Annotated in this window: 25 protein-coding genes; 14 read left to right on the forward strand and 11 right to left on the reverse strand. The window is 71.5% G+C overall.

The window, feature by feature from the left end; genetic code table 11:
* Nucleotides 1–107: 107 nt before the first annotated feature.
* Nucleotides 108–830: a dienelactone hydrolase family protein gene (locus IE250_RS19415; RefSeq protein ID WP_189670942.1), complete on the reverse strand. Its 723-nt coding sequence runs from the start codon at nt 828–830 to the stop codon at nt 108–110.
* A 202-nt stretch (nt 831–1,032) separates the two neighbouring features.
* Entirely contained in the window at nt 1,033–2,268 is a 1,236-nt protein-coding gene (locus IE250_RS19420; protein ID WP_189670943.1) for an erythromycin esterase family protein, read from the reverse strand.
* A 69-nt stretch (nt 2,269–2,337) separates the two neighbouring features.
* Here IE250_RS19420 and IE250_RS19425 point away from each other — a divergent pair, with 69 nt between their 5' ends.
* Nucleotides 2,338–3,147, forward strand: coding sequence for a TioE family transcriptional regulator (locus IE250_RS19425; protein ID WP_189670944.1), 810 nt, complete (start codon nt 2,338–2,340; stop codon nt 3,145–3,147).
* 88 nt (nt 3,148–3,235) lie between these two features.
* On the opposite strand, the gene IE250_RS19430 is transcribed toward IE250_RS19425, so the two are convergent.
* From IE250_RS19430 to IE250_RS19445, 4 genes are all read right to left on the reverse strand, one after another.
* Nucleotides 3,236–4,405 carry an RNA polymerase sigma factor gene (locus IE250_RS19430; RefSeq protein WP_189670945.1) on the reverse strand — a complete coding sequence of 390 codons (1,170 nt, stop codon included), beginning with the start codon at nt 4,403–4,405 and terminating at the stop codon, nt 3,236–3,238.
* 14 nt (nt 4,406–4,419) lie between these two features.
* Complete coding sequence (locus IE250_RS19435; protein ID WP_189670946.1) at nt 4,420–4,836, reverse strand: YciI family protein; 417 nt, start codon at nt 4,834–4,836, stop codon at nt 4,420–4,422.
* A gap of 160 nt (nt 4,837–4,996) precedes the next feature.
* A complete protein-coding gene (locus tag IE250_RS19440; protein WP_189670947.1) occupies nt 4,997–6,520 on the reverse strand; it encodes a tyrosine-type recombinase/integrase in 1,524 nt (507 codons plus the stop codon).
* A gap of 78 nt (nt 6,521–6,598) precedes the next feature.
* The gene (locus IE250_RS19445; RefSeq protein ID WP_189670948.1) at nt 6,599–7,279 is read right to left on the reverse strand and encodes a LysE family translocator; all 681 of its coding nucleotides are present in this window, start codon (nt 7,277–7,279) and stop codon (nt 6,599–6,601) included.
* A gap of 54 nt (nt 7,280–7,333) precedes the next feature.
* Here IE250_RS19445 and galE point away from each other — a divergent pair, with 54 nt between their 5' ends.
* Nucleotides 7,334–8,356: a UDP-glucose 4-epimerase GalE gene (gene galE, locus IE250_RS19450; RefSeq protein ID WP_189670949.1), complete on the forward strand. Its 1,023-nt coding sequence runs from the start codon at nt 7,334–7,336 to the stop codon at nt 8,354–8,356.
* Between the two features lie 5 nt (nt 8,357–8,361).
* Here galE and IE250_RS19455 read toward each other — a convergent pair whose 3' ends face one another.
* Nucleotides 8,362–9,705, reverse strand: coding sequence for a 3'-5' exonuclease (locus tag IE250_RS19455; protein WP_189670950.1), 1,344 nt, complete (start codon nt 9,703–9,705; stop codon nt 8,362–8,364).
* A 208-nt stretch (nt 9,706–9,913) separates the two neighbouring features.
* Here IE250_RS19455 and IE250_RS19460 point away from each other — a divergent pair, with 208 nt between their 5' ends.
* The 3 genes from IE250_RS19460 (at nt 9,914) to IE250_RS19470 (ending at nt 12,180) form a co-directional block, all read left to right on the forward strand.
* Nucleotides 9,914–10,249, forward strand: coding sequence for a hypothetical protein (locus IE250_RS19460; protein ID WP_189670951.1), 336 nt, complete (start codon nt 9,914–9,916; stop codon nt 10,247–10,249).
* 81 nt (nt 10,250–10,330) lie between these two features.
* Nucleotides 10,331–11,287 carry a ribonuclease Z gene (locus IE250_RS19465; RefSeq protein WP_189670952.1) on the forward strand — a complete coding sequence of 319 codons (957 nt, stop codon included), beginning with the start codon at nt 10,331–10,333 and terminating at the stop codon, nt 11,285–11,287.
* A gap of 86 nt (nt 11,288–11,373) precedes the next feature.
* A complete protein-coding gene (locus IE250_RS19470; RefSeq protein ID WP_189670953.1) occupies nt 11,374–12,180 on the forward strand; it encodes a tyrosine-protein phosphatase in 807 nt (268 codons plus the stop codon).
* Here IE250_RS19470 and IE250_RS19475 read toward each other — a convergent pair.
* The gene (locus tag IE250_RS19475) at nt 12,095–12,631 is read right to left on the reverse strand and encodes a GNAT family N-acetyltransferase (protein WP_189670954.1); all 537 of its coding nucleotides are present in this window, start codon (nt 12,629–12,631) and stop codon (nt 12,095–12,097) included. The two genes, IE250_RS19470 and IE250_RS19475, sit on opposite strands and share 86 nt — an antisense overlap.
* A gap of 130 nt (nt 12,632–12,761) precedes the next feature.
* Between IE250_RS19475 and IE250_RS19480 the strand changes: the two genes are divergently transcribed.
* The gene (locus tag IE250_RS19480; RefSeq protein WP_189670955.1) at nt 12,762–14,138 is read left to right on the forward strand and encodes an NAD-dependent malic enzyme; all 1,377 of its coding nucleotides are present in this window, start codon (nt 12,762–12,764) and stop codon (nt 14,136–14,138) included.
* Complete coding sequence (locus IE250_RS19485) at nt 14,135–14,569, forward strand: DUF2867 domain-containing protein (protein ID WP_189670956.1); 435 nt, start codon at nt 14,135–14,137, stop codon at nt 14,567–14,569. Before IE250_RS19480 ends, IE250_RS19485 begins: the two co-directional genes overlap by 4 nt.
* 54 nt (nt 14,570–14,623) lie before the next feature.
* Here IE250_RS19485 and IE250_RS19490 read toward each other — a convergent pair whose 3' ends face one another.
* The gene (locus IE250_RS19490) at nt 14,624–14,821 is read right to left on the reverse strand and encodes a hypothetical protein (RefSeq protein ID WP_189670957.1); all 198 of its coding nucleotides are present in this window, start codon (nt 14,819–14,821) and stop codon (nt 14,624–14,626) included.
* Nucleotides 14,822–14,932: 111 nt separating this feature from the next.
* On the opposite strand from IE250_RS19490, the gene IE250_RS19495 reads away from it, so the two are divergent.
* Entirely contained in the window at nt 14,933–15,955 is a 1,023-nt protein-coding gene (locus IE250_RS19495) for an LLM class flavin-dependent oxidoreductase (protein WP_189670958.1), read from the forward strand.
* Between the two features lie 36 nt (nt 15,956–15,991).
* On the opposite strand, the gene IE250_RS19500 is transcribed toward IE250_RS19495, so the two are convergent.
* Nucleotides 15,992–16,687, reverse strand: coding sequence for an AAA family ATPase (locus IE250_RS19500; RefSeq protein ID WP_189670959.1), 696 nt, complete (start codon nt 16,685–16,687; stop codon nt 15,992–15,994).
* Nucleotides 16,688–16,941: 254 nt separating this feature from the next.
* Between IE250_RS19500 and IE250_RS19505 the strand changes: the two genes are divergently transcribed.
* The 4 genes from IE250_RS19505 to IE250_RS19520 all read left to right on the forward strand — a co-directional run bounded on the left by IE250_RS19505 (nt 16,942) and on the right by IE250_RS19520 (nt 20,983).
* The gene (locus IE250_RS19505; RefSeq protein ID WP_189670960.1) at nt 16,942–17,307 is read left to right on the forward strand and encodes a hypothetical protein; all 366 of its coding nucleotides are present in this window, start codon (nt 16,942–16,944) and stop codon (nt 17,305–17,307) included.
* 60 nt (nt 17,308–17,367) lie between these two features.
* Nucleotides 17,368–17,826: a helix-turn-helix transcriptional regulator gene (locus IE250_RS19510; protein ID WP_189670961.1), complete on the forward strand. Its 459-nt coding sequence runs from the start codon at nt 17,368–17,370 to the stop codon at nt 17,824–17,826.
* 10 nt (nt 17,827–17,836) lie between these two features.
* Nucleotides 17,837–18,256, forward strand: a complete 420-nt coding sequence (locus IE250_RS19515; RefSeq protein ID WP_189670962.1) for a VOC family protein — start codon at nt 17,837–17,839, stop codon at nt 18,254–18,256.
* A gap of 219 nt (nt 18,257–18,475) precedes the next feature.
* Nucleotides 18,476–20,983, forward strand: a complete 2,508-nt coding sequence (locus IE250_RS19520) for an ATP-binding cassette domain-containing protein (RefSeq protein ID WP_189670963.1) — start codon at nt 18,476–18,478, stop codon at nt 20,981–20,983.
* Here the strand turns inward: IE250_RS19520 and IE250_RS19525 are convergent.
* Nucleotides 20,950–21,639, reverse strand: a complete 690-nt coding sequence (locus IE250_RS19525) for a response regulator (RefSeq protein ID WP_189670964.1) — start codon at nt 21,637–21,639, stop codon at nt 20,950–20,952. The genes IE250_RS19520 and IE250_RS19525 overlap by 34 nt on opposite strands.
* Nucleotides 21,640–21,729: 90 nt before the next feature.
* On the opposite strand from IE250_RS19525, the gene IE250_RS19530 reads away from it, so the two are divergent.
* Together IE250_RS19530 and IE250_RS19535 are read left to right on the forward strand one after the other, a co-directional pair.
* Entirely contained in the window at nt 21,730–23,049 is a 1,320-nt protein-coding gene (locus IE250_RS19530; RefSeq protein WP_189670965.1) for a sensor histidine kinase, read from the forward strand.
* 62 nt (nt 23,050–23,111) lie between these two features.
* Nucleotides 23,112–24,200: a fatty acid desaturase family protein gene (locus tag IE250_RS19535; RefSeq protein ID WP_189670966.1), complete on the forward strand. Its 1,089-nt coding sequence runs from the start codon at nt 23,112–23,114 to the stop codon at nt 24,198–24,200.
* Nucleotides 24,201–24,217: the final 17 nt, after the last annotated feature.

A 24,217-nucleotide genomic window follows, 5' to 3' on the forward strand; every position in this document is an offset into this window, starting at 1 on the left:
CTCGCAGCCACAACGGCTAGTTCACAGGGATTCTGGACCCTACGAGCCGCGCGATATCGCTCACCTGGAGCACATAGTGAGCATCGAAGACGCCGGATGTGCCGGGCTCACTTCAGGTGCCGGCCGAAGAACCGGTCCCCGTCCTCCCGCTCGAACCACGGGGTACCGAGGTGTCCGCCCAGGTTGGCGTGCAGCGTCTTCTCCGTGCTGCCGAAGGCGTCGAACAGGTCCAGGGCCCGCTGCCGGGGGTTGCCCTCGTCGTCCCACTGCAGCAGGAGCAACAGCGGGACGGTGACCTGCCGGGCCTCCTCGCGCTGGGCGTGGGGCACGTAGCCCCCGGCGAAGAAGCCGGCGACCGAGATGCGCGGCTCGGCCACCGCCAGCCGGATGCCGAGGGCGGTCCAGCCCGAGTACCCGACCGGCCCGCCGATCTCGGGCAGCTCAACGAGGGCGTCCAGGGTGGTCTGCCAGTCCGGGACCGCGTTCTCGACCAGCGGGCCGATGAACGACTCGAAGACCTCGTCTACGGGCGCGCCTGCCTGCATCGCCCGACGGAAGTCGGCGCGAGCGCGCTCCTCGTCGGGGGAGCGCGGCCGGTCGCCGCACCCGCGGGCGTCGATGGAGGCGACCGCGTAGCCGGCCGCCGCGGACAGCCGGGCCCGCGCCACCAGCCGGGAGTCGCCCTTGGGCAGACCGTTGTTGTGGGCCGTCAGGATCAGCGGGACCGGCGCGGCGGACTCAGGCGTCCAGAGGGTGCCGGGGATCTCGCCGAGGGTGAACTCGCGTTCGAGGACGCCGTCGTCGAGGCGATGTTCAGAAGTGAATCGCATGGTCGTGCCTTTCGAGAGAGTGCGTGAAGGCACTCCCGGACGACCTATCGCCCGACCATGACCCCGTAGGGGAGCACCCATGTCGATACTGCGTTCACGGGTACCACCTCCTCGTTCTCTTGCACGGCCACCGGAAGACTAACAGCGGACGCCGGTGGTCTGTGCAGGGAATTTCGCCGGTTCCGGCGCGCAGGCGCGGTACCTACCCTGGTATCTGGCCAGGCTGGACGTCCCTGACGAACACCAGGGCGTCGTTGTCCGCAAGGTGCTCAGGATCTAGCGGGGAGTAGCCGAACCAGGACGACTCGCGGGCCGACGGCGTGTCGGCCCGTCCTGCGCCCAGCGCAGCGGCCAGGCCAGGCGCGTCAACAACGCAGCGGTCCTTGCCGAGCTCGTACAGGAGCCCCTCGACCGTGTCAGACGGCGGGACGTCCACGCCCTGGTGCCGGATCGTGCCGAGCGCCGTGGCCAGGAAGGCGTACTCCCGACCCAGGCGGGCACTGACGAGCGCACCGGCCCCCCACCACTCCAGCCGCGGGTGGTCCCACATGCTCATGGTGCTCTTGTGCCGCTGCAGGTGGCCGTTCTGGGCGTTCACCAGCACCGGGCCGCGCTCCGCGAGGGCGAGCAGGTTGTCCGCCATCATCGAGTCGCGAACGCCCAGCAGCCAGGTCATGCGGCCCGGCGAGGGCTCGGCCATCCAGAAGTGGTAGCGCAGCAGGCCGGTGGCGGTGCGCCCGTACAGGCGGGCCCGGTCCCAGTCGTCCGGCGAGGACGTCGCGACGAGGTGCGGCGCGTGCGCCTCGAGCAGGGCCACGAGGTCGTCGGCGAGCAGCCGCAGCTCCCGGGCCTCCGCGGACTGCCCCACGGACCGGGACGGGTCCATCATCGCGTCCGGGTCGGTCCAGCGGTCGTCCGCGCCGACCAGGCGGTCGAGCACCTCCGCGGTGCAGGGCAGCAGGTGTGCGTCTACCCGTGCGGACAGGTACTCATGGAGCGCGTTGAGCACGGGTCGAGGGCTGGCGGCGCCCGTGATCTCCAGCGGGCCGTCGAACCCGGCGAAGCGGAGCCGGTCGGGAGCGGGCCGGCCCTCGTTGTAGGCACGCACCCAGCGCACCAGCTCGCGGTTGCCCGGGAAGGCGCCCCACTCGTGGCTGAAGCCGCGTTCCATGACCTCGTCCAGGTCGAGACCGGAGTCGCCCTCACCCGTGACGTAGTCGTCCACGAGCATGCCCCTCAGGCAGTCGGTCTCCAGAGCGATGGTGCGGTAGCCCTCCCGCTCGACGAGCTCCTGGAAGAGCTCGTTGCGCAGACCGAGCAGAGTCTCCGCGCCATGGGTGGGCTCACCCAGCGCGAGCAGCCGGGGCCGGGCGGGAAGCAGGCCCACGATCGCGGAGGAGTCCATGGGATGAGCTGTGTCCTTGATGTCTCTCGCCATTCCCTCAACGGTATCGTTGAAGTCTCGGTTGAAACTCTGCTCGGACACCGGCCTGGCACAGGGGGGACAATGACGCAGAACCCTCAAAGCGCGCCTCGGCTCCGACCGATCGACCTGGCGCGGGAGCACGGTCTGTCCACGCAGGCGGTCCGGAACTACGAGGACGCCGGCATCCTGCCGGCCGCCGTCCGCACGCCCGCCGGATACCGCGCCTACACCGGGCTGCACGCGCAGGCGCTGCGCGCCTTCCTCGCCCTGATACCCGGCCACGGCCACCCGGTGGCGACGGCGATCATGCGGGCCGTGAACGACGGTGCCGACGCCGACGCGTTCGGCCTCATCGACGAGAGCCACGCCCAGCTCCTCGACGATCGCCGAACCCTCCAGGCCGTCGAGCGCGCACTGCGCGACCTGGAGTCCGCCACCTCAGCCACCTCCGCGGCCGCCGCCGGGCCCGCCCGGGTAGCGGCGTCCGGGCCGTCGCCCGGTTCCATGCGCGGTTACGTGCCCCGCGGAACGTCGGCGCCCAGGACCGGCGACACGTTCATCGGACCCCTCGCCGCACAGCTCCGCCTCCGGCCCGCGACCCTGCGCACCTGGGAGCGCTCCGGCCTGGTGCGCCCGCGCCGCGACCCGCAGACCGGCTACCGGGTCTACGACGAGGCAGCGGTGCGCGACGTCAAGCTGACCCACCAGCTCAGACGCGGCGGCTACCTCCTGGAGCAGATAGCTCCGCTGATCGCGCAGGTGCGGTCGGCCGGCGGCCTGGAACCGCTGGAGGCCGCGCTGCGGGACTGGCACGGCCGGTTGTCCGACCGCGGACGGGCGATGCTGGCCGGCGCCGCGGCGTTGCAGGCGTACCTCGACCAGCGGCCCTGACCCGCCGGGCGTCGGCGCGTCGTCCGGCACCGCTAGGGTGCCGGCCGCGGACCTGTTGGCGTCAAGAGCGGACGACGGCCGCCGTCGTTCAGGCCTGAGCTCGCAGCCGCGCCGCCTGCTTGATGAGGTGGGTGCGCTCCGCTGCGCTGGTGGCCCGGTCCGCGGCAGCCGTGTAGTGCTGGATCGCGCGGCCGACGTCGTCGGCGCGCTCGTACAGGTGGGCCGCTACAGCGTCCCACCGCGCCAGGCCGGGGTCGACGTCGCCCAGGGCGGCGAGGCCCGCACGCGGGCCGTCGACCTGCCCGACGGCGACAGCACGGTTGAGCGCGACGACGGGGCTGCTGGTGAGCCGGGCCAGCTCGTCGTACCACTCCAAGATCTGTGGCCAGTCGGTCTCGTCGGCCGTGGGGGCGTCGTCGTGCAGGGCGGCGATCGCGGCCTGCGCCTGGTACTCCCCGAGGCGGTCCCGGGCCAGGGCGTCCTGCAGGACGGCGACTCCCTCGGCGATCATCGCCGTGTCCCACCGGGAACGGTCCTGCTGGTCCAGCGGCACCAGCTCGCCCGAGGCGGTGTACCGGGCGTCCCGGCGAGCGTGGTGCAGCAGCATCAGGGCGAGCAGCCCGGCGATCTCGGGGTCCATGCGCACCGGTTCGGCGGCCTCTGCGGCGACGAGCTGGCGGGTCAGCCGGATCGCCTCGTCGGCGAGCGATATCTCCCCGGTGAAGCCCTCGTTGAAGATCAGGTACAGCACGCGCAGCACCGCGCGGACGTCGCCTGGCGTGTCGAACCGCTCGCCGGCGATGGTGCGCTTGGCGCGGGAGATCCGTTGCGCCATCGTCGCCTCGGGGACCAGGAAGGCACGCGCGATCTGTGCGGTGGTGAGCCCGCCGACGGCGCGCAGCGTCAGGGCCACCGCCGACGCCGGGCTCAGCGCCGGGTGACAGCAGCGGCTCAGCAGGAGCAGCGTGTCGTCCGACTGCTCGGTGGGCCCCGGCGGCGGCTCGTCGTGGACCCGTTGCTCCCGCCGGCGTCGGGCGGCCTCGGAACGCTGCGCGTCGATCAGCTTGCGGCCGGCGACGCGCAGGAGCCAAGCCTTCGGGTCGTCCGGGAGACTGTCGGACCAGTGCTGCACGGCCTCGATGAGGGCTTCCTGGACTGCGTCCTCGGCGCCTGCGAAATCTGCTCCGCGACGGACGAGGATGCCGAGGACCTGCGGCGCGAGCGTCCGCAGCAGGTCGTTCACCTGGCCTGTGTGCATGCTGCAGTCCTGACCTACTCGGCCGTGGCCTGCAGCTCGGCGAAGAATGGCCGCACCTCGAGCCACTCGTAGATCGGGCGCCCACCCTGACCGGGCGCCGCGGAGAGCTCGGCGGCTGCCTCGTAGGCCCGCTCCTGGGACTCGACGTCGATGATCATGAATCCCGCGATGAGGTCCTTGGTCTCTGCGAACGGCCCGTCCGTCACCGGCGGCCGGCCCTCACCGTCGTATCGGACGAACGTGCCCTCCGGCGAGAGCGCGCCCTCGCTGACGAACTCGCCGCTCTCCACCAGCTTCTCGGCGAACCGGTTCATGTACTCGATGTGCGCCGTGATCTCCTCGGGCGTCCACTGGTCCATCATCGCCTCGGTGCCGGGAACGGGCTTCGGGCCGCTGTGCCGGTAGTGCTTGAGCAGCAGGTACTTCGCCATGATCTTCTCCCTGGGTCGAGGGCCCCGCACGAGGCCCTGCGTCATGGACGCTGTTCGCGCCCTTCGACCCTAGGACGGAGCCGTCCCGACCGTCTCGACATCAGGATCGCCGATTCGCAGAAAGAACTTCGCGGAGATACTGCGCGGCGCCGGAGCCTCGTCAGCCTGCGGCCCGGGCCCGCGCGCCGGCCCCGATCGCGGTGACGTTCGCAGTGCCCACCACCGCGCCGGCCGGCGCAGGCCCCGGCACGACGGCGGCCGCCTGGAACGCCGCGCTCATCGTCTCGCCGAGCGCATCGAGGTCGTCCTCGAACAGGCCCGCGTAGGTGGACAGGGTGAGCACCGGGGACTCGTGCCCGAGCATGCGCTGCACCGCCTTGACCGTGGCGCCGCCGGAGATGGCGAGCGACGCGGCGGTGTGGCGCAGGTCGTGCAGCGTGAGCGTGTCGAAGTCCTCGGCGCCCGGACCGAGCGTGGTGCCCGAGAGTGTCGTCAGCAGCCGGGTGCGGCTCATCTTCTCGCCACGGGTCATCGCCCTCGGCACGACCGCGGACGTCCCCGTGGCCCGCACGGTCCGCCCGTCCCGGCGCGCACGGTCGACGTCGGCCACCAGGGGCCAGGTCGCCGGATCGCAGATGCCCGTGGGCTCGAGCCCGCCGTCGAGCTGGAGCCGGCGGACCGCGGCGACCACCTCGTCGTCGTACAGGCCTGGACCCGGCAGGCCCAGGGCGCCGCGGAGCGTGCGGACCGCACGGCCGGCCGCCAGGACGGCGGGCCGGAACGCCGACCGGTCGAAGCTCTCGCGGCGCAGCGGTCCGCCCCGCGTACCGGTGAACAGCAGGTCGGCGGGCGCCCGGCCGGCGGCCTGCGCCGCGACGGACTCGGTGAGGGTGGCGGGCAGCGGGACCTCACGACGGGCGTGGGTCTTGGTGTCGCCGAGCAGCACGGTTCCGTCGTCGAGGCGCGTGTAGGCCTTGGTGACGTGCACGCGGCGGCGCAGGGGGTCGACGTCGGCCACCGTGAGGGCGCTGACCTCGCCCCAGCGCAGGCCCGTCAGGGCGGTGAGCAGGATGAGCGTGCGCGCCTGGCCGTGCGCCCCGGTGCCGCGCAGGCTCGCGTCCGCGACGCGGCGCAGCTGCTCGTGGGAGAGGTAGCGGTGGGGTTTGGTCTTGGGCGCACGCGGCAGGGCGGGCACCTTGCCCGACGGCGTCCGCGCCGGGTTGCTGCGCAGGCGCCGGGCGTCGACGGCGGCGTCGAGCAGGGCGACCAGGAGGCGTGCCGCGTCGCGGCGCCGGGCCGGCGAGGCGGTCTCGCCGGTGACCGGGGAGGTCATGGTGGCGGCCCAGCGGGCGACGTCCTCGTGCGTGACCTGCCGCAGCGGCCGGTCGCCGAACGTGGGGGCGACCAGGGAACGAAAGCGCTCGCACTCGCCCTCGATGGTGCGGGGCGCTCGGTCGACGCGCGCCTCCTGCCAGGTCGCGAACCATTCGGCGACCGTGACCCGGCCGGCGGCGGGATCGACCCACTCGGCGTGCTTGCCCGCCTCCTCCTGACGCCGGGCCTCGGCGAGCGCCTCGCGCTTGGCGGTGAAGCGGCGGGTGCTGCGCAGGCGCCCGTCGACCCGGAACCGGCCGACGTAGCCGGTGCGGCCCGCGGAGTCGGTGCGCTGCTCGGTGTACGCCACGAGCCGAGGGTATCCGCCGTGACGGCGCAGGTCAGGGAGCGACGCGGTATCGCCCGCCCGGATTCGGACGGGGCAGCCTCAGAACGCGCGAGCCTGCCCGGTCAGGGTGTTCCACCCCAGGCGTCCGCCGAAGGCCAGCAGCACCACTCCCGTCACACGGTCGGTGACCCGAGCGATCGCTCGCCCGGACAGCCAGCGCTTCGCCAGGCCGGCCGCGTTGATCAGGAGGGCCAGCCAGGCGAACCCGAGGACGTCGTGCTCGATCGCCAGCAGCAGGCCCATGAACAGGTGGGGCACACCGTCGGGCAGGAACTGGGGGATGGTGGCGAGGTAGAAGACGCCGACCTTTGGGTTCAGCAGGTTCGTCGTGGCGCCGATGGTGAACGAGCGCCAGAGGGAGCGGGTGCCGCCGGCCACGGGGACGTCGCTGGACAGAGCGCCGTCGGGCAGCGCGTCGTAGCGCGCGGGGCGGAAGCTGGACCACAGCATCTGGCCGCCGAGCCACAGGAGGTAGGCGGCGCCGGCGAGCGTGAGCGCGCGGTAGGCGGTCTCGGAGGCGGCGAGGACCGCCGTCGCGCCGACCGCGGCGGCCGCCCCCCACGCCAGGACGCCCGCGTTGATCCCGAGCGCCGTCGCATAGGCGTGCTTGCGGCCGCTGACGACGGCGGTGCGCAGCACGAGCGCACTGTCCAGGCCCGGCATGATCGTCAGCGGGATCGCGACGAGCGCGAACAGGAACATGGCCTCGGGTACGGTCACGCGCGCGACGGTACCAGCGCCCGCTCGCCCCGCACCACCCGGTAGTTTGGGACCATGCGCGTTCTCGTCTCCGGTGGGGCCGGCTACATCGGCTCACACACCGTCCTTGCCCTGGTAGCCGCCGGTCACGACGTCATCGTGGTCGACGACTTCTCCAACTCGAAGCCCTCGGTGAAGGGCCGCCTGGAGGCACTCGCTGGTCGCGAGATCCCGTTCCACGCGTTCAACCTGACCGACGCCGACAAGACCGAGTCGCTGTTCGCGCACGAGCGGATCGACGCGGTGATCCACTTCGCCGGGTTCAAGGCGGTGGGGGAGTCGGTCGCCAAGCCGCTGGAGTACTACCGCAACAACCTCGACTCCACGTTCGCCCTGGCCACGTCGATGACGAAGTACGGGGTGACGAAGCTGGTGTTCTCGTCGTCGGCCACCGTGTACGGGGAGAACGCTCCCGTGCCGTACGTGGAGGACTACGAGTACCTGTCCTCCTCGTCGCCCTACGGGCAGACCAAGGTCATGATCGAGCGGGTCCTGTCGGACATCGCGCAGATCTCCGAGGGCTGGAAGGTGGCGCTGCTGCGGTACTTCAACCCGGTCGGGGCGCACGAGAGCGGCGACATCGGCGAGGACCCGCAGGGCATCCCGAACAACCTGATGCCGTTCATCGCGCAGGTCGCCGTGGGGCGCCGCGACAAGCTCACGGTGTTCGGGAACGACTACCCGACCGCCGACGGCACGGCCGAGCGGGACTACCTGCACGTCACCGACCTCGCGGCCGGGCACGTGGCGGCTCTCGAGCACCTGGACGACATGAAGGAGCCGGCACGCGCGTTCAACCTCGGCACCGGCACGGGGACGTCGGTGCTGGAGCTGCTGAAGGCGTTCGAGCGGGCGGTCGGCCGCGAGCTGCCCTACGAGTTCGGCCCGCGCCGGGCCGGTGACCTCGCCGCGTTCTGGGCCGACCCGACCCGCGCGAACACCGAGCTCGGCTGGCGCGCGACCAAGACCATCGACGACATGTGCGCCGACACGTGGCGCTGGCAGTCCAAGAACCCGAAGGGCTTCCCGGACGCCTGACCCGGTCAGATCACCGGGTTGCCGATGGGCGGCGTCTCCAGCCGGTCGAACTCGAGCTGGGGCACGCCCTCGTCGGGGTCCGGCCCCGGAGCGCGACGGGTGGCGTGCCGGCCGGCGGGCCTGGTGCCCGGCAGCTGGATCGGCCGCAGCCTCGGTCCGGCAGCGGGCCTGGAGTCCTGCCGGGGCGTCGGCTCCTCGCGCACGGTCGGGCGCACCGTCCGGTCCACCGGCTCGCCGTGCGCCTCCTCGAAGGCCCGCACGATCGACCAGGGCAGCCGGATGTAGCCCTCGACGTCGAACCCGTTGGCGATCGCCCAGGCACGCATCTGCGCGGGTGTCGCCACGCTGCGGCCGTCGGTCGGCTTCTTGGTCCCCGTCTCTTCCACGAGCTTGGGGAACTCCACCGGCGTCGCCTCGACGATCGGCTCGATCACGGCGTCGCGCGGGCACCCGAGGGTGTCCGCGACGCGCCACAGCTCCTGGCGGGCCTCCAGGTGGTAGCGGTCGGCCGTGATCGCCTGGTGCACGAGCGCGTCGAAGACCGCCCTGCGGGCGGTCGCCGCAGCTTCGGAGGTCAGCCGGTAGAGCGGCTCGGCCTCGGTCAGCCCGGCGGCCGTCTCCGGCGTCAGACGGCCGTCCTGCAGCGTCTCGCCGAGGAGCGACAGGTAGCCGTGGGTGCGCAGGTCGGCGACGGCGGCTATCGCGTCGGCGAGCGGCTGCCCGCTGAGCGTCGTCAGGATTCCCTGACCGCGACGGCCGGGCCAGGCGCGCGGGGCGTCAGGTGCCCGGCCAGGTCCGGCGGGCCAGGGGTAGACCCACGCGCGGAGCGTGACCTGGAGCAGCTCGGGCAGGTCCGGCACCCCGGCCACGCCCTGCAGGAACCGGGCCAGCAGCCCGGCCACGGCGCGTGCCTCGCTCACCGGGCTGGAGTGCGGCGGGTTGCCCTCGAACGGCACCCCGGCGGCGGTGCAGCAGTCCGACAGCCGGCGGTGCACCAGGCCGGGCAGGTAGTGGTAGCTCGCGTCGATGATCGTCAGCTGGGCGAGCGCGGGCAGCTCCCAGCCCAGATGGGACAGCTCGGCCCGCAGCACCTCGATACCGACCCGGCCGTTGTGCGTCACGATCGCCATCTGCGACAAGCGCTCACGCAGGGTGGAGGCGACGTCGGCCAGCGCGATCCACGCGCCGTCGGGGTGCAGGACCGCCGACCACTCGTCGACGACGGCGCCCCGCTCGTCGACGCGCACGACGGCTATCTCTCGCAGGCGCGCCCCGGCCAGATTGATGCCGGTTATCCGGGTCGATACCGCTGCGTACGCGGGCTTGCCCACGCGTTCGTCCCTCGCCATGCGCGTCCTTTCTCGACAGCCGTGCCGCCGGTGGCGCTACGACGCGCCACAGCGTGTCATCACCGCGAGAGTCCTGAAAGTGGAGATAGTACGAATATGTCGGATTCTGTGAAAATCACTACCAAAGATAGCGGATCGCCCCCGGATTATTAACACTTGCGGAGGGTGTTTGGCCACTGCCTGGGGTAGGCCAAAAGGGGAGGTCACGGTGTTGTCGAAGCTCTCGATCATGGACTGGCGCGCGATCGCGGCGCTTGCGTTCGCCCTGCCGTACGCCGCGCTGGTCCTCTGGGGGGAGCGGTTGGGGTGGCTCCAGCCATCGGCGTCCGACACGCTGACCAGCCCAATCACCATCGTGACACTGGGTTGTCTGCTTGCCGGTGCGGCCCTCGCGTTCGCTCCCGTGCTGCAGGACGGGACGTACCCGGTCCTGAACATCCTCGTCGGCGCGGCCATGCTGGCCGGCTTCGCCTGGGCGGTTCTTGTGCTCGCCCAGGCGCGGTACGGCTGCGACCCGCTGAATCTGTTGCCAAGCTGCGGGTGATCTTTCGCAAATTTTGTTCCAACCCCGCGCCGCGGGGAATTTCCTGGGTCCGTTGCGGCGTCCTCAGGACAGAATGCGAGCGTGTTCCAGCGTCCCGCCAACCACCGTGTCTCGAGCCGTGAGCTCGTTGCCCTCGGTACCGCCAGCCAGGTGCCGACGAGGACCCGCAACCACAACGGCTACGTGCTGTTCTGGGACGACGAGGTCATCCTGTTCGACCCCGGCGAGGGATCCCAGCGCCAGATGCTGTACGCGGGGATCTCGGCGTCGGCGCTGACCCGGATCGCGATCACCCACCTGCACGGGGACCACAGCCTCGGCCTGGCGGGCGTCGTGCAGCGCATCAGCCTCGACGCCGTGCCGCAGACCGTGCCGGTCACTTTTCCGGCGTCGGGCCGCCGCTGGATCGAGGCGCTGTGCGACGCCACCGCGTACTTCCACCAGGAACGTCTTGCGCTGCAGGGGCTGTCGCGCGACGGGGCGGTGCCGCGCGTGCCCGGTGAGCTGCACGGTCCGGCGACGCTCCGGGCGGCGCGGCTGGACCACTCGCTGGAGGCGTACGGCTACCGGCTCGACGAGCCGGACGGCCGGCGTATGGACCCGGTCCGGCTGGCCGCCGCGGGCATCTCCGGGCCTGACGTCGGACGGCTCGCCCGGGAGGGAACGCTCCGGACCCGGCACGGCACGGTGCGGCTCGATGACGTCAGCGAGCCACGCCCGGGCCAGTCCTTCGCGTTCGTCATGGACACCCGGATGTGCGACACCGTGTGGAGCCTCGCCGACGGCGTCGACCTGCTCGTCATCGAGTCCACCTTCCTGGACCGCGACCGAAACCTCGCCCGCGACCACGGCCACCTGACCGCCCTGGAGGCGGCAACCGTTGCTGCCCGGTGCGGGGTGCGCAGCCTCGTGCTGACCCACTTCTCGCAGCGCTACACCGACGCCGCGGAGTTCGAGAAGGAAGCCCGCTCCGTGTACGACGGCGAGCTCACCGTAGCGGCCGACCTGGACCGGGTGCCGGTGCCACGACGAAGGTGAGCTGCTGAGAAGGCTCGGCCCCTCCCGGCGTCCAGGGGCAGTTCTCCCCGTTGACCTGCACCTGGACCCGAACCACGATGCCGGGCATGAGCAACCCAGCGAACCCCCAGGCCTGGGACGGCGCCGTCAACCTCCGCGACCTCGGCGGCCTCCCGCTCGACGACGGCGAGGCCACAGCGCGCGGGCGCATCTGGCGCTCCGGGGCGCCCGAGCCGATCACCCCCACCGGCTGGGCGGAGGCGCTCGACGCCGGGCTCTGCGCCGTCGTGGACCTGCGCAACGCCGGTGAGATCGCCCAGGCGCGCGATCTCATGCCCGACGCAGCACGGCCTGGCGAGATCGCCACCCGCAACAGTCCCACCGAGGACCCGGGCGACCCGCACTTCCTTCAGGCCTGTGGGCCCTGGCTCGACCACCCGCGCTCCTATGCGCCCAACATCGCGATGTACCCGCACCTGTTCGCCGCCGTCTTCCGGGCGATCGCGGACGCGCCGGGTCCCGTGCTGGTGCACTGCTCCGCCGGCCGGGACCGCACCGGGATGATCACGGCGATGCTGCTGGCCCTGACCGGCGTCGAGCACGGGGCGATCGCCGAGGACTACGAGCAGGCTTTTCGCGGGACCACGCACCGTGGCGGCATCGCCTACGACGTCGAGCGGGGAGCCTGGGTCCAGCACCCCGGCGAGACGTGGACGGCCCAGCAGCTGGACGTGCGCGTCCGCGAGCGCCGGGCGGCGCTCCTGGAGTGGCTCGCGGACCTGGACCCGGCCGCCTATCTCCGGTACGCCGGGCTCGACGAGCAGCGCATCAGGAGCCTGCGCGGCCGCCTGCGGCAGCGGACCGGTCAGCAGAGCTCCGAGCAGGCTGGGATCCCGGCAGGTCCAGGGTCATGAACACGCTGTTCGGGTCCACGGTGTAGCTCGCGAACGGGCCGCACTGGACGAACCCGTGCCGGGCGTACAGGCGGCGGGCGGGCGCGAAGTAGTCCTGCGTCCCGGTCTCCAGGCTCACGCGTGTGTACTTGCGGCGCTCCGCCTCGGCCAAAACTGCTCCCAGCAGTGCTGTCGCCACGCCCTTGCCACGGGCCTGCGCCGTGGTGCGCATGGACTTGATCTCGCCCTCGCGCGGCTCGGTACCCGGGTCGAGCTCGCTCAGCGCTCCGCAGCCGAGGAGCGTGTCGTCGTCGTCCCGCGCGGTCCAGAAGGTGACCGACGGCGCGAGCAGCGCCGAGTGGTCCAGTGCGTGCACGCTCTCGGGCGGGGAGGTGGCGAACATGTCGGTGAGGTGCTCGTCGAGCAGCCGGCGGACGTCGTCACGAGTGGGGGGCTCGGGGGAGATGTTCACTGCACCATCTTCTGCGAGCGGGTCGGCGGTTCCGTCCGCATCGCGGGCTCGTGTGGCGCACGTCACGTCGCACCGGTAGGAATGTCTCTTCGTGCGCGGGCTTCCGCGCGTGTCACCAAGGAGAACCGCGATGTCGCTGCCCAGCCCGAGCTACACCATCACCCTGCGTGTGGAGGTGGCCGCGTCGCAGCGTGCCACGAGCACGGTGGTAGCAGCGGTAGCCGACGCCGGGGGCGCCGTCATGGGCGTGGACATCGCGCACTCGACGTCGCACGGCCTGGTCGTGGACGTCACGTGCGACACGATCGACGCGGAGCACGGCGAGCGTGTGGTGGCGGCCGTGAACGCGATCGAGGGCGCGGAGGTGCTCAAGTCGAGCGACTCGACGTTCCTGATGCACCTGGGCGGCAAGATCGAGGTCACGAACAAGGTGCCCCTCAAGACGCGCCGTGATCTCTCGCGGGCGTACACGCCGGGGGTGGCGCGGGTGTGCCTGGCCATCGCGGAGAAGCCCGAGGACGCCCGCCGGCTGACGATCAAGCGCAACACGGTGGCGGTGGTCACGGATGGCACAGCTGTGCTCGGCCTCGGCGACATCGGCCCGGCCGCGGCGCTGCCCGTGATGGAGGGCAAGGCGGCGCTGTTCAAGGAGTTCGGCGGGGTGGACGCCTGGCCGGTGTGCCTGGACACGACCGACACCGACGAGATCGTGCGGATCGTCAAGGCGATCGCCCCGGTCTACGGGGGCGTGAACCTGGAGGACATCGCGGCGCCGCGCTGCTTCGAGATCGAGGCCCGGCTGCGCGAGGAGCTGGACATCCCCGTCTTCCACGACGACCAGCACGGTACGGCGATAGTGGTGCTGGCCGCGATGGTCAACGCCCTGAAGGTGGTCGACAAGAAGCTCGAGGACGTGCGGATCGTCGTGTCGGGCGTGGGCGCGGCGGGCAATGCGATCATCCGGCTGCTCAAGGCCCAGGGCGCGCGGCACATCGTGGCGTTCGGGCGTGACGGCGCCCTGCACCCCGGGGTGCGGACCGAGGACCCGCACCGGCGCTGGATCGTGGAGAACACCAACGTTGACGGGTTCGCCGGCACGCTCCAGGAGGGCCTCAAGGGCGCCGACGTGTTCGTCGGGGTCTCGGCGGGCGGCATCCTGTCGGGTTCGGACGTGGCTCAGATGGCCGACGACGCGATCGTGTTCGCCCTGGCGAACCCGACACCGGAGGTGGACCCGCAGGAGGCCGCCGAGACGGCCGCCGTGGTGGCGACCGGGCGCAGCGACTACCCGAACCAGATCAACAACGTGCTTGCCTTCCCGGGCCTGTTCCGGGGCCTGCTCGACACGGGCGCCACGGACATCACCACGGAGCTGCTGCGGGTGGCGGCGGTGGCGATCGCGGAGGTCGTCGCACCGGACGAGCTGAACAGCGCCTACATCATCCCGGGTGTGTTCGACCACCGGGTTGCCGACGCCGTGGCCGACGCGGTACGCAGGCAGGCGTGAGGTCACTCGCGATCGACGCGTGCCCCGACCCGGACATCATCGATGTCCAGGCTCTCCCGCTGCCGCCCGGCGCCCCGACGGACGCCGGGTGGTGGCTGGGAGAGATGTTCGGCTTCCGGCACCCGTCGCTCGCGACGCGCGCCCTGTTCGGCGCGCGTCGCCTGCTGGCGGTCGTGGTCGGAGCGAACACGCGCCCCGACCTGGCGTGCGTGTTCGCTCCCGTCGCCGCCGACGACCGCGAGGTCATGGCCCACGAGGCGGACCGCCACCTGGACTTCTGGCTGGGCGTCGCGGCCGACGACGGGCTGCTGCAGGTCACCTCGGTGGTGCGCCTGCACGGCTGGCGCGGGCGCCTGTACTGGCTGCCCGTCGGTGCGCTGCACGGTCCGGTGACCCGCCGGATGATGCGCCGGGCGGTCTCCCGGATCTAGTAGCCGGAAGAACCCCGACGGGGCCACACCCGGTGGGATTCAGCCGAGCGGGATTCAGCCGATGCCGCTGATGGTCGCGTTCACGACCTCGCTGATCACGGCGGCGGTGCCGAGCACCAGCACGAGCAGCGCTCCGGTGGAGGCCACTAGGGGGATCCACCAACGGACGGGCTCCGGCTCGGTGTGCCGGAAGGGGTACGGGTTGTCGGTGCGGTCGAGGAAGGCGTGCTTGTTGTTCAGACTGTTGCTCACACTGGTAGAGACGCTCGGGAGACGGGAAACGATGCCCGTGCACCGATAACAGTTCGGGAACGGTCCACCACGGCGGGACGGGGTGCGCACCCCGGGGGAGTTGAGGTCAGCGTGAAGAACATCGGGTTCCTGTCCTTCGGTCACTGGACGCCGCATCCGCAGTCGGGCACCCGCTCGGCGTCGGACGCCCTGCTGCAGTCGATCGACCTGGCCGTGGCCGCCGAGGAGCTGGGCGCCGACGGCGCCTACTTCCGTGTGCACCACTTCGCGCGCCAGCTCGCGTCGCCGTTCCCGCTGCTGGCGGCGATCGGCGCGCGAACGAGCCGGATCGAGATCGGTACGGCCGTGATCGACATGCGCTACGAGAACCCCCTGTACATGGCGGAGGACGCCGGGGCCGCGGACCTGATCTCGGGCGGCCGGCTGCAGCTCGGCATCAGCCGTGGGTCACCCGAGGAGGTCATCGACGGGTACCGGTACTTCGGCTACGAGCCGGCGCCTTCCGACGCCGGCGCCGCCGACCTGGCCCGCGAGCACACCGCCCGCTTCCTGGAGGTGCTCGACGGCGAGGGGTTCGCCGAGCCGAACCCGCGCCCGATGTTCCCCAACCCGCCCGGGCTGCTGCGGATCGAGCCGCACTCCGAGGGGCTGCGCCGGCGCATCTGGTGGGGTGCGGGCTCGCGCGCGACCGCCGAGTGGACGGCAGCGCAGGGCATGAACCTCATGTCCTCGACGCTGCTCACCGAGGACACGGGAGTGCCGTTCCACCGGCTGCAGGCCGAGCAGATCCAGCGGTTCCGCGACGCCTGGGCCGCGGCGGGGCACGAGCACGAGCCGCGCGTGTCCGTCAGCCGCAGCATCTTCCCGATCACCGACCAGCGCGACCGCCAGTACTTCGGCATGGAGGTCCACAGCTCGGACCAGGTGGGCCACCTCGACACCGGCCCTGCGCGGTTCGGCAAGACGTACGCGGGCGAGCCCGACCAGCTCGTCGAGGACCTGCGCGGCGACGAAGCCCTCGCGGCCGCCGACACGCTCCTGCTGACGGTGCCCAACCAGCTCGGCGTCGACTACAACGCGCACGTCATCGAGAACATCCTGAAGCACGTGGCGCCGGCGCTCGGCTGGCGGTAGGCCCAGGGGCGGGGCCCGACCGGTGACCGCCGGGTGCTAGGCGGCGCTCGGCCGGTCGGCGTCCCGGGCCTCGCCGGGGTGCGTCCGAGGCGTGCCCGCCGCCACGACGTCGGTGCGGCGCCGGGCCAGGTCGCGCACCTGCCGGTACGCGTCGCAGCGAGGCATCAGGTACACGCTCGACCACGGGCCGCGCGGCCCGCCGTCGGACGCCGCGAGCGCCGAGCGCTGCGCCGTCCACCGCTCCCAGTGCCGCACGAACTCGTCCGGCTGCACGACGCGGCCCCGGTCCAGCTGCCCGTCGAGGGCGTCCTCCAGCGAGACGTCGACGGCGACCAGCACGGGGTCCCAGCCGCGCACGCGGGCCAGCAGGCCCAGGGACTCTCGCCGGCGTTCACGGGTAGCGGTGTCGTGCACCAGGAGCGGGGCGTCCGTGCGCGGTCCGCGCACCACGTTGGCCAGGGTCGCGACGGCGTGCAGGGTGTGCACCGCCCACCGGTAGGTGTCGTACGGGACCCAGGAGGGCAGCCGCCCGGCGATCCGACGCCGGTGGCGGTCGGGGTCGAGCACGACGCCGCCGGGGACGTCGTCGGCGACGCGGGCCAGCAGGGTGCTCTTGCCCGCCCCCGGCACACCGCCCACCACGATCATCAACGGGCCGGGAGCGCGGCCGGGAGTGCCGCTGGGGGAGCCGGGAACCGGGCGCAGCCCGGGAAGTAGTGCGGGTGATGTCACGTGGTCCTCCATTCGTAGGGGGCCGGGTGAGCAGCATCGCGCGAGCCGATCCAGGATCGCCGGGAGCGCACTGAGAGGACGCTGTACCGGCTTCGCGGACCGGCGCGAACCTCGGCGTCGGGCACCGGGCAGTAATCTGTTCGCTCAAGACGCGCCGGAGAGATGCTCATTCCACCGATAGAACGCATGAAAAGGTCCGGTTTGTTCCCCGTTTTTAGCACGAATCCTGGCTGTTGAGGTCTAGAGTCAGCCGCGTGAAACGCTTCCTCCTTGGCGCGGCCTCCGGTGTGCTGGCCGCCCTGATCGGCGTCGGTGTCTGGGTGACGGTCGCCGACCACCTCCGGCCCCGCCTCGTCCAGGAGGTGTGCGACCCCGGCGCCGACTCCGCGCCGCTGTGCGTGCAGCTACGCGACGACGGCACACCGGGCGGAGTTCTGTGGGTCGCACACAAGGACCCGGACTTCGGCCCGCGGGTCACCTACGCCGCCAGCCCGTTCACCGACCTCGAGTTCGGCACGGCCGAACAGATCGACGTGACGTTCGAGCCCGGCCAGATCGTGGTGCAGGGGAACGAGGGCTCGGAGCTGATCCTCACCGAGGAGTTCTACGCGCTCGACTGAGCACCACTTTCACCCGCCACACAGGGACAACCCCGCTGCCGACGTGCCACGATCGTGCACGTGACCAGCACGCCCGCCCCCGACCAGCACCTGCGCGACCTCGCCCTGCTGCGCCGCGTCCGCGACCGCATGGACCGCGAGTACGCCCAGCCGCTGAACGTCGAGGCCCTCGCGGCCGGCGTCCACATGTCGGCCGGGCACCTTTCCCGCCAGTTCAAGGCAGCCTACGGGGAGTCCCCGTACAGCTACCTCATGACGAGGCGCGTCGAGCGGGCCATGGCGCTGCTACGCCGCGGAGACCTCAGCGTGACCGAGGTCTGCTTCGCCGTCGGCTGCTCGTCCCTCGGCACGTTCAGCACCCGCTTCACCGAGCTGGTCGGCGTCCCGCCCAGCGTCTACCGGAACGACCCGATGCTGGCCGCCGAATCGATCGACACCGCGGGACTGCCGGCCTGCATAGCCAAACAGGTCACCAGACCGGTCAGGAATCGAGAAGCGCCGCTCGAGGCCCGGACCTAGCGTGACTGCCATGAGCACAAACAACGACATCACCATTCACCAGACCTTCCTGCCGCACACCGATCCCGAGGCGTCCCTCGCTTTCTACCGCGACACACTCGGCTTCGAGGTCTACCTCGACGTCGGCCAGGGCGCCATGCGCTGGATCACCGTCGGCCCCGCCGGGCAGCCCGACACCTCCATCGTCCTGACCCCACCCGGCGCCGACCCGGGCGTGACCGACGCCGAGCGCCAGACCGTCGCGGAGATGATGGCCAAGGGCACCTACGCCGCGGTCATCCTCGGCACGATGGACCTCGACGGCACCTTCGAACGGGTCCAGGCCAGCGGCGCCGAGGTCATGCAGGAGCCGGTCGACCAGCCCTACGGCTTCCGCGACTGCGCGTTCCGCGACCCCGCCGGCAACACCGTCCGCATCAAGCAGCTGTGAACCACGGACGATGTGCATCCCAGGTCTGACCGCATACGCCGCCTCGGCGGGGACGCTTCGTCCCCGCCGCCCGCCGGCCGACGCCGGCCGACCGGGCGCGACGACGCCCGACCTCCCACCACAGGCCGTCGCGCGCCCGCCCGCTGGAACAACCACCCGTCAAGAGCAGAAGATGGAACCCCGGACCGCACCCAGGGTGACCGTCATGGAAGGTCGAGCATGAACACGGCGAGCACAGCAACAGCGGACACAGCCACAGCGACGGGCGCACGCGACCCGGCCGCTCACCACCCGGCCGACAGCCACGACCTGATCCGCGTGCAGGGCGCCCGGGAGAACAACCTCAAGGACATCAGCCTCGAGATCCCGAAGCGCCGGCTGACGGTGTTCACCGGTATCTCCGGCTCGGGCAAGAGCTCGCTGGTGTTCGCGACGATCGCCGCGGAGTCGCAGCGGATGATCAACGAGACGTACAGCGCCTTCGTGCAGGGCTTCATGCCGTCGCTGGACCGCCCGGAGGTCGACCAGCTCGACGGGCTGACCACGGCGATCGTGGTCGACCAGGAGCGCCTGGGCGCCAACCCGCGGTCCACGCTCGGCACCGTCACCGACACCAACGCGCTGCTGCGCATCCTGTTCAGCCGGTTCGGGCAGCCGCAGATCGGCCCCGCGATCGCGTTCTCGTTCAACGTCCCGGCACGCAAGGCGAGCGGCGTGATGACGTCGGCCACTGGCGAGAAGCAGATAGTGCGCAACGCCGTGTACCACGGCGGTATGTGCCCGAGGTGCGAGGGGCGGGGTCAGATCTCCGACCTCGACCTGACCAAGTTCTACGACGACTCGTTGTCCCTCAACGACGGCGCCATCCAGATCCCGGGCTACACCGCCGACGGGTGGATGGTGGCCAGCTACACCGAGTCGGGGTTCCTGGACCCGGACAAGCCGATCCGCGACTACACCGAGACCGAGCGGCACGACTTCCTCCACAAGGAGCCCACCAAGATCAAGGCCAAGGGCATCAACATCACCTACGAGGGCCTGATCCCCAAGATCCGCAAGTCGATGCTGAGCAAGGACGTCGACGCGCTCCAGCCCCATATCCGGGCCTGGGTGGAGCAGGCGGTCACGTTCGTGACCTGCCCCGAGTGCGACGGGACCCGACTCGCGGAGGCGGCGCGGTCCTCGAAGATCGACGGCATCAGCATCGCCGACGCGTGCGCCATGCAGATCAGCGACCTGGCGGCCTGGGTAAGCGGTCTGGACGTGGCGTCCGCCGGGCCCCTGCTGGCCAACCTGCGCCACCAGCTCGACAAGTTCGTGGAGATCGGCCTGGGCTACCTGTCGCTCGACCGGCCGTCCGGCACGCTGTCCGGGGGAGAGGCGCAGCGCACCAAGCTGATCCGGCACCTGGGCTCCGCGCTCACCGACGTCACCTACGTCTTCGACGAGCCGACGATCGGCCTGCACCCCCACGACATCCAGCGCATGAACAAGCTGCTCGTCGAGCTGCGGGACAAGGGCAACACGGTGCTCGTCGTCGAGCACAAGCCGGAGGCCATCGTGATCGCCGACCACGTGGTCGACCTCGGTCCCGGCGCCGGGTCGGAGGGCGGCACCGTGCAGTTCGAGGGCACCGTCGAGGAGCTGCGGTCCAGCGGCACCCTCACCGGCCGCCACCTCGGGTACCGCGCGAGGCTCAAGGAAGCTGTCCGCCCGGCGTCAGGCACGCTGCAGATCCGCGGGGCGAGCACCCACAACCTCCAGGACGTCGACGTCGACGTGCCCCTCGGCGTGCTGACCGTCATCACCGGAGTGGCGGGCTCTGGCAAGAGCTCGCTGATCCACGGGTCGATCCCGGCGGACGCGGGCGTGGTCGCCGTCGACCAGGGCGCCATCAAGGGCTCGCGGCGCTCCAACCCGGCCACGTACACGGGCCTGCTCGACCCGATCCGCAAGGCGTTCGCCAAGGCCAACGGCGTGAAGCCCGCGCTGTTCAGCGCCAACTCCGAGGGCGCCTGCCCCACCTGCAAGGGCGCCGGCGTCATCTACACCGAGCTCGGGTTCATGGACACCGTCTCCACCACGTGCGAGGACTGCGGCGGCAAGCGGTTCGACGCCTCGGCGCTGGTGTACACGCTGGGTGGGGACGGAGCGAGCGGCGACGGGGAGAAGAGCGGCAAGGACATCAGCGAGGTGCTCGCGATGCCGGTCACCGAGGCCCAGGCGTTCTTCGCGAAGGACGGACCCGCCCCCGTCCCGGCCGCGCACAAGATCCTGGAGCGGCTGTCCGACGTCGGGCTCGGCTACCTCGGCATCGGGCAGCCGCTGACCACGCTGTCCGGGGGAGAGCGGCAGCGCCTCAAGCTCGCCGTCGAGATGGCGCAGCAAGGCGGGATCTACGTGCTCGACGAGCCCACCACCGGCCTGCACCTCGCCGACGTCGAGAACCTGCTCGCCCTGCTCGACCGGCTCGTCGAGTCGGGCAAGTCGGTCATCGTCATCGAGCACCACCAGGCGGTGATGGCGCACGCCGACTGGATCATCGACCTCGGCCCGGGCGCGGGGCGCGACGGCGGCCGGGTCGTCTTCGAGGGCCCGCCGGCCGACCTCGTGGCTCAGGCCCGGGCGGGGCGTCCGACGCTCACCGGGAAGCACCTGGCGCAGTACGTGGGGGGAGTGAGTAGCACTCCCGGTCAGCGCCCTGCCCGCACCAACCCCGACTCGTAGGCGCAGACCACCATCTGCGTCCGGTCGCGCAGGTCGAGCTTGTTCAGGATGCGCGACACGTGCGTCTTGACCGTCTGCTCGGCGAGGTGCAGCTCGGCGGCGATCTCGGCGTTCGACCGGCCGGCGGCGACGTGCTTCATGACGTCCAGCTCGCGGTCGGTCAACGCGGACAGGGTGGCGTCCGGTGTGGCGGGCCGCGCCGGACGCGCCGCGTAGTCGGCGATGAGAGTGCGCGTGATCTTGGGGGACAGGAGTGCGTCGCCCGCGGCCACCGTACGCACGGCGTGGGTGAGCTCCTCGGGCGGGGAGTCCTTGAGCAGGAACCCGCTCGCACCCGCGCGCAGAGCCGAGAACACGTACTCGTCGGCGTCGAACGTGGTCAGCATGATCACCTTCGGCGGAGTGCCGGGCATACCCATGATCGTGCGGGCCGCGTCCAGCCCGTTGACCTTCGGCATGCGGATGTCCATCAGCACGACGTCGGGCTGCGTACGACGCACGACATCGGAGATCCCGGCGCCGTCGTCGCTCGTGCCGACCACCGTGATCCCCTCGTCCGCGTTCAGGAGGGCCGCGAACCCGGCGCGGATCATCGACTGGTCGTCGACGATCAATACCCGGATGGTGTGCTCGGGGACGTCGGGGGCTGGCGGCATGGGAACAACCTAACCGAGACCCGAAAGTCTGACGGCGGTTCACTCTTCCGGGTGACGCGGCGGCGGGACCGACCGCATAACCTGCAGACGATGGACCACCCACATGACGCCCCGCCGGCACCGGGCGCCCCGCCGGTCCCGGGCAACCAGGCGACCGCCCGCGGCCCGCGCTTGCGGCGCAAGCCGCCCTCCGTGCTGCGCTTCCTGACCCGGCTCGACCTGACCACCGTCTCCATCGCGCGGCGCGAGGTCGTGTGGATGTGGACCGTCGTCCTGATCGCCGCGGTCACGCTCGTCGCCGTCGGGTGGCCCGTGACCGCGTCCGGGTACGGCACCCACCCCGCGGCGGCGATGACCTTCACCATCGTGCACTGCGCAGCCGCCATCCTGGCCGTGCGGTGGCCGTGGGCCGGCCTCGGGGCATCAGTCGTAGGAGCACTGGCCCTGATGGTGGTGACCGCCGACGCCGCACCCCAATGGCCCTGGCCGTGGCCGGTCACCGTGCTGCTCGCACACTGCCTGACCGTCTTCGTGCTCGCCCTGCGCCACACCTGGTACTGGGCGGCGTCACTGTGGTCGGCCGGCGCGATGCTGACCGTCCTCGCACCGGCGGTGATCACCCACGGCGCCGACGCGCACGCCGTGGCCAACGGCGTCGTGCTGGTCTCCCTCAGCGGTGGCATCGCGCTGGTCGGCATCATCATCCGGCTGTGGATCCTGAGCATGGTCCGCATGGAACAGGTCGAACGGCTCAGCGCCGAGGAGACGGGCCGCCGCCGGGAGCTCGAGGAACGCAACAGGATCGCCCGCGAGCTGCACGACGTCGTCGCACACAGCATGTCGGTCATCACCGTCCAGGCCTCGACCGCGCGCTACCGCCTGCCCGGGCTGGATGACGCCGTGCAGCAGGAGTTCGAGGAGATCGCGGCCTCGTCACGACGCGCACTGGGGGAGATGCGCGGGCTCCTCGGCATCCTGCGCGGCCAGGACACCGCACCCACCGCGCCACTGCCCAACCTGTCCGACGTCGCCGAGCTCGTCGAGTCCACCCGCGCCTCCGGTGCCGTGATCACCTACGTGGGCACCGACACCGTCGTGCCCGACGCCGTCGGCCTCACCGCCTTCCGCGTCGTCCAGGAAGCCCTGAGCAACGCCCTGCGCCACGCCCCCGGGTCCACCATCGCCGTCACCATCACCGGCGACGGGCACGACCTGCGGGTCCGCGTCACCAACACGGCCCCCGCACGCAGCGAAGACCCCACGCCAGGCGCACGGCTGGGCCTGGCCGGCATCCGGGAACGCGCCGCCGCCCTCGGCGGCACGGTCACGGCCGGCCCCACACCGGACGGCGGCTTCGAGCTCACCGCCACGCTCCCCGTCGTGGAGGACGACCACCCACTACTCACGTAGGGGGTCAAGTTGGCTCCCGCGGGGGACGCGCGCACCACAAGCCGGTTCTTAGGTTGACAACCATGACGACCCTGACCGACGCGCCGCCCCGCTCGGCCCGCCAGCCCCGCACCGCGCGCAACAAGCAGACCAACGACTACTTCGACCTCGCCGAACGCGCCACCGCGGCAGGCCTGATGGGGCGTCGCGTCGGCTGGTACGCCGGCCGCACAGCCGCCCTCGCGGCGGGCCTGGCGCTCGCGTTCGTGCTGCTGTTCACGCTGGGGGACACCTGGTGGCAGCTCGCGGTGGCCGTCCTCTTCGGTGTCGTGTTCACCCAGGGCGCCTTCCTCGGCCACGACGCCGGACACCTCCAGATCTTCCGCTCCGGGCGGCGCAACGAGTGGTTCGCACGGATCATCGCCAACCTCGTCGTCGGGCTCAGCCACGGCTGGTGGACCCGTAAGCACAACAAGCACCACGCGAACCCGAACGTGATCGGCAAGGACGGCGACATCGCCACCGGTGTGCTCGTGTTCGTTCCGGGCGAGGAGACCGGGCGTACCGGGTTCATGGGCTGGGTCACCCGCCGCCAGGGCTGGCTCTTCTTCCCGATGCTCACGCTGTTCGGCCCGGTACTGCACGCCAACGCCGTCCAGACCCTCGCCACGACGCCGGCGATCAAGCACCGCGCGGCGGAGATCTGGCTCCTGAGCCTGCGGCTCATCGGGTTCCCGACCCTCGTCTTCCTCACGCTCGGCCCTGCCCTCGGCGCGGCCTTCATGGTCGTGCAGCTCGCCGTGTTCGGCCTGTACATGGGCGCGACCTTCGCGCCGAACCACAAGGGGATGCCGCTGATCCCGAAGGACGTCAAGGTCGACTTCCTGCGCCGCCAGGTGCTCACGTCCCGCAACATCCGCGGCGGCTGGTTCGTCGACGTGGCCATGGGCGGGCTCAACTACCAGATCGAGCACCACGTCTTTCCCCGGATGGCCAGCGTCAACCTGCGGCACGCCCGCCCGATCGTGCAGGCGTTCTGCGCCGAGCGCGACATCCCGTACACCGAGACCGGGCTGTTCGAGTCGTACGGGATCATCACCGCCTACCTGAACCGCGTCGGGCTCGGTGAGGCCAACCCGATGGACTGCCCGATCGTCGCGCAGTACCGATAGGCGGCGGGACCGCGGAG

Source organism: Promicromonospora soli (genome assembly GCF_014653785.1).
Taxonomy (GTDB): Bacteria; Actinomycetota; Actinomycetes; order Actinomycetales; family Cellulomonadaceae; genus Promicromonospora; species Promicromonospora soli.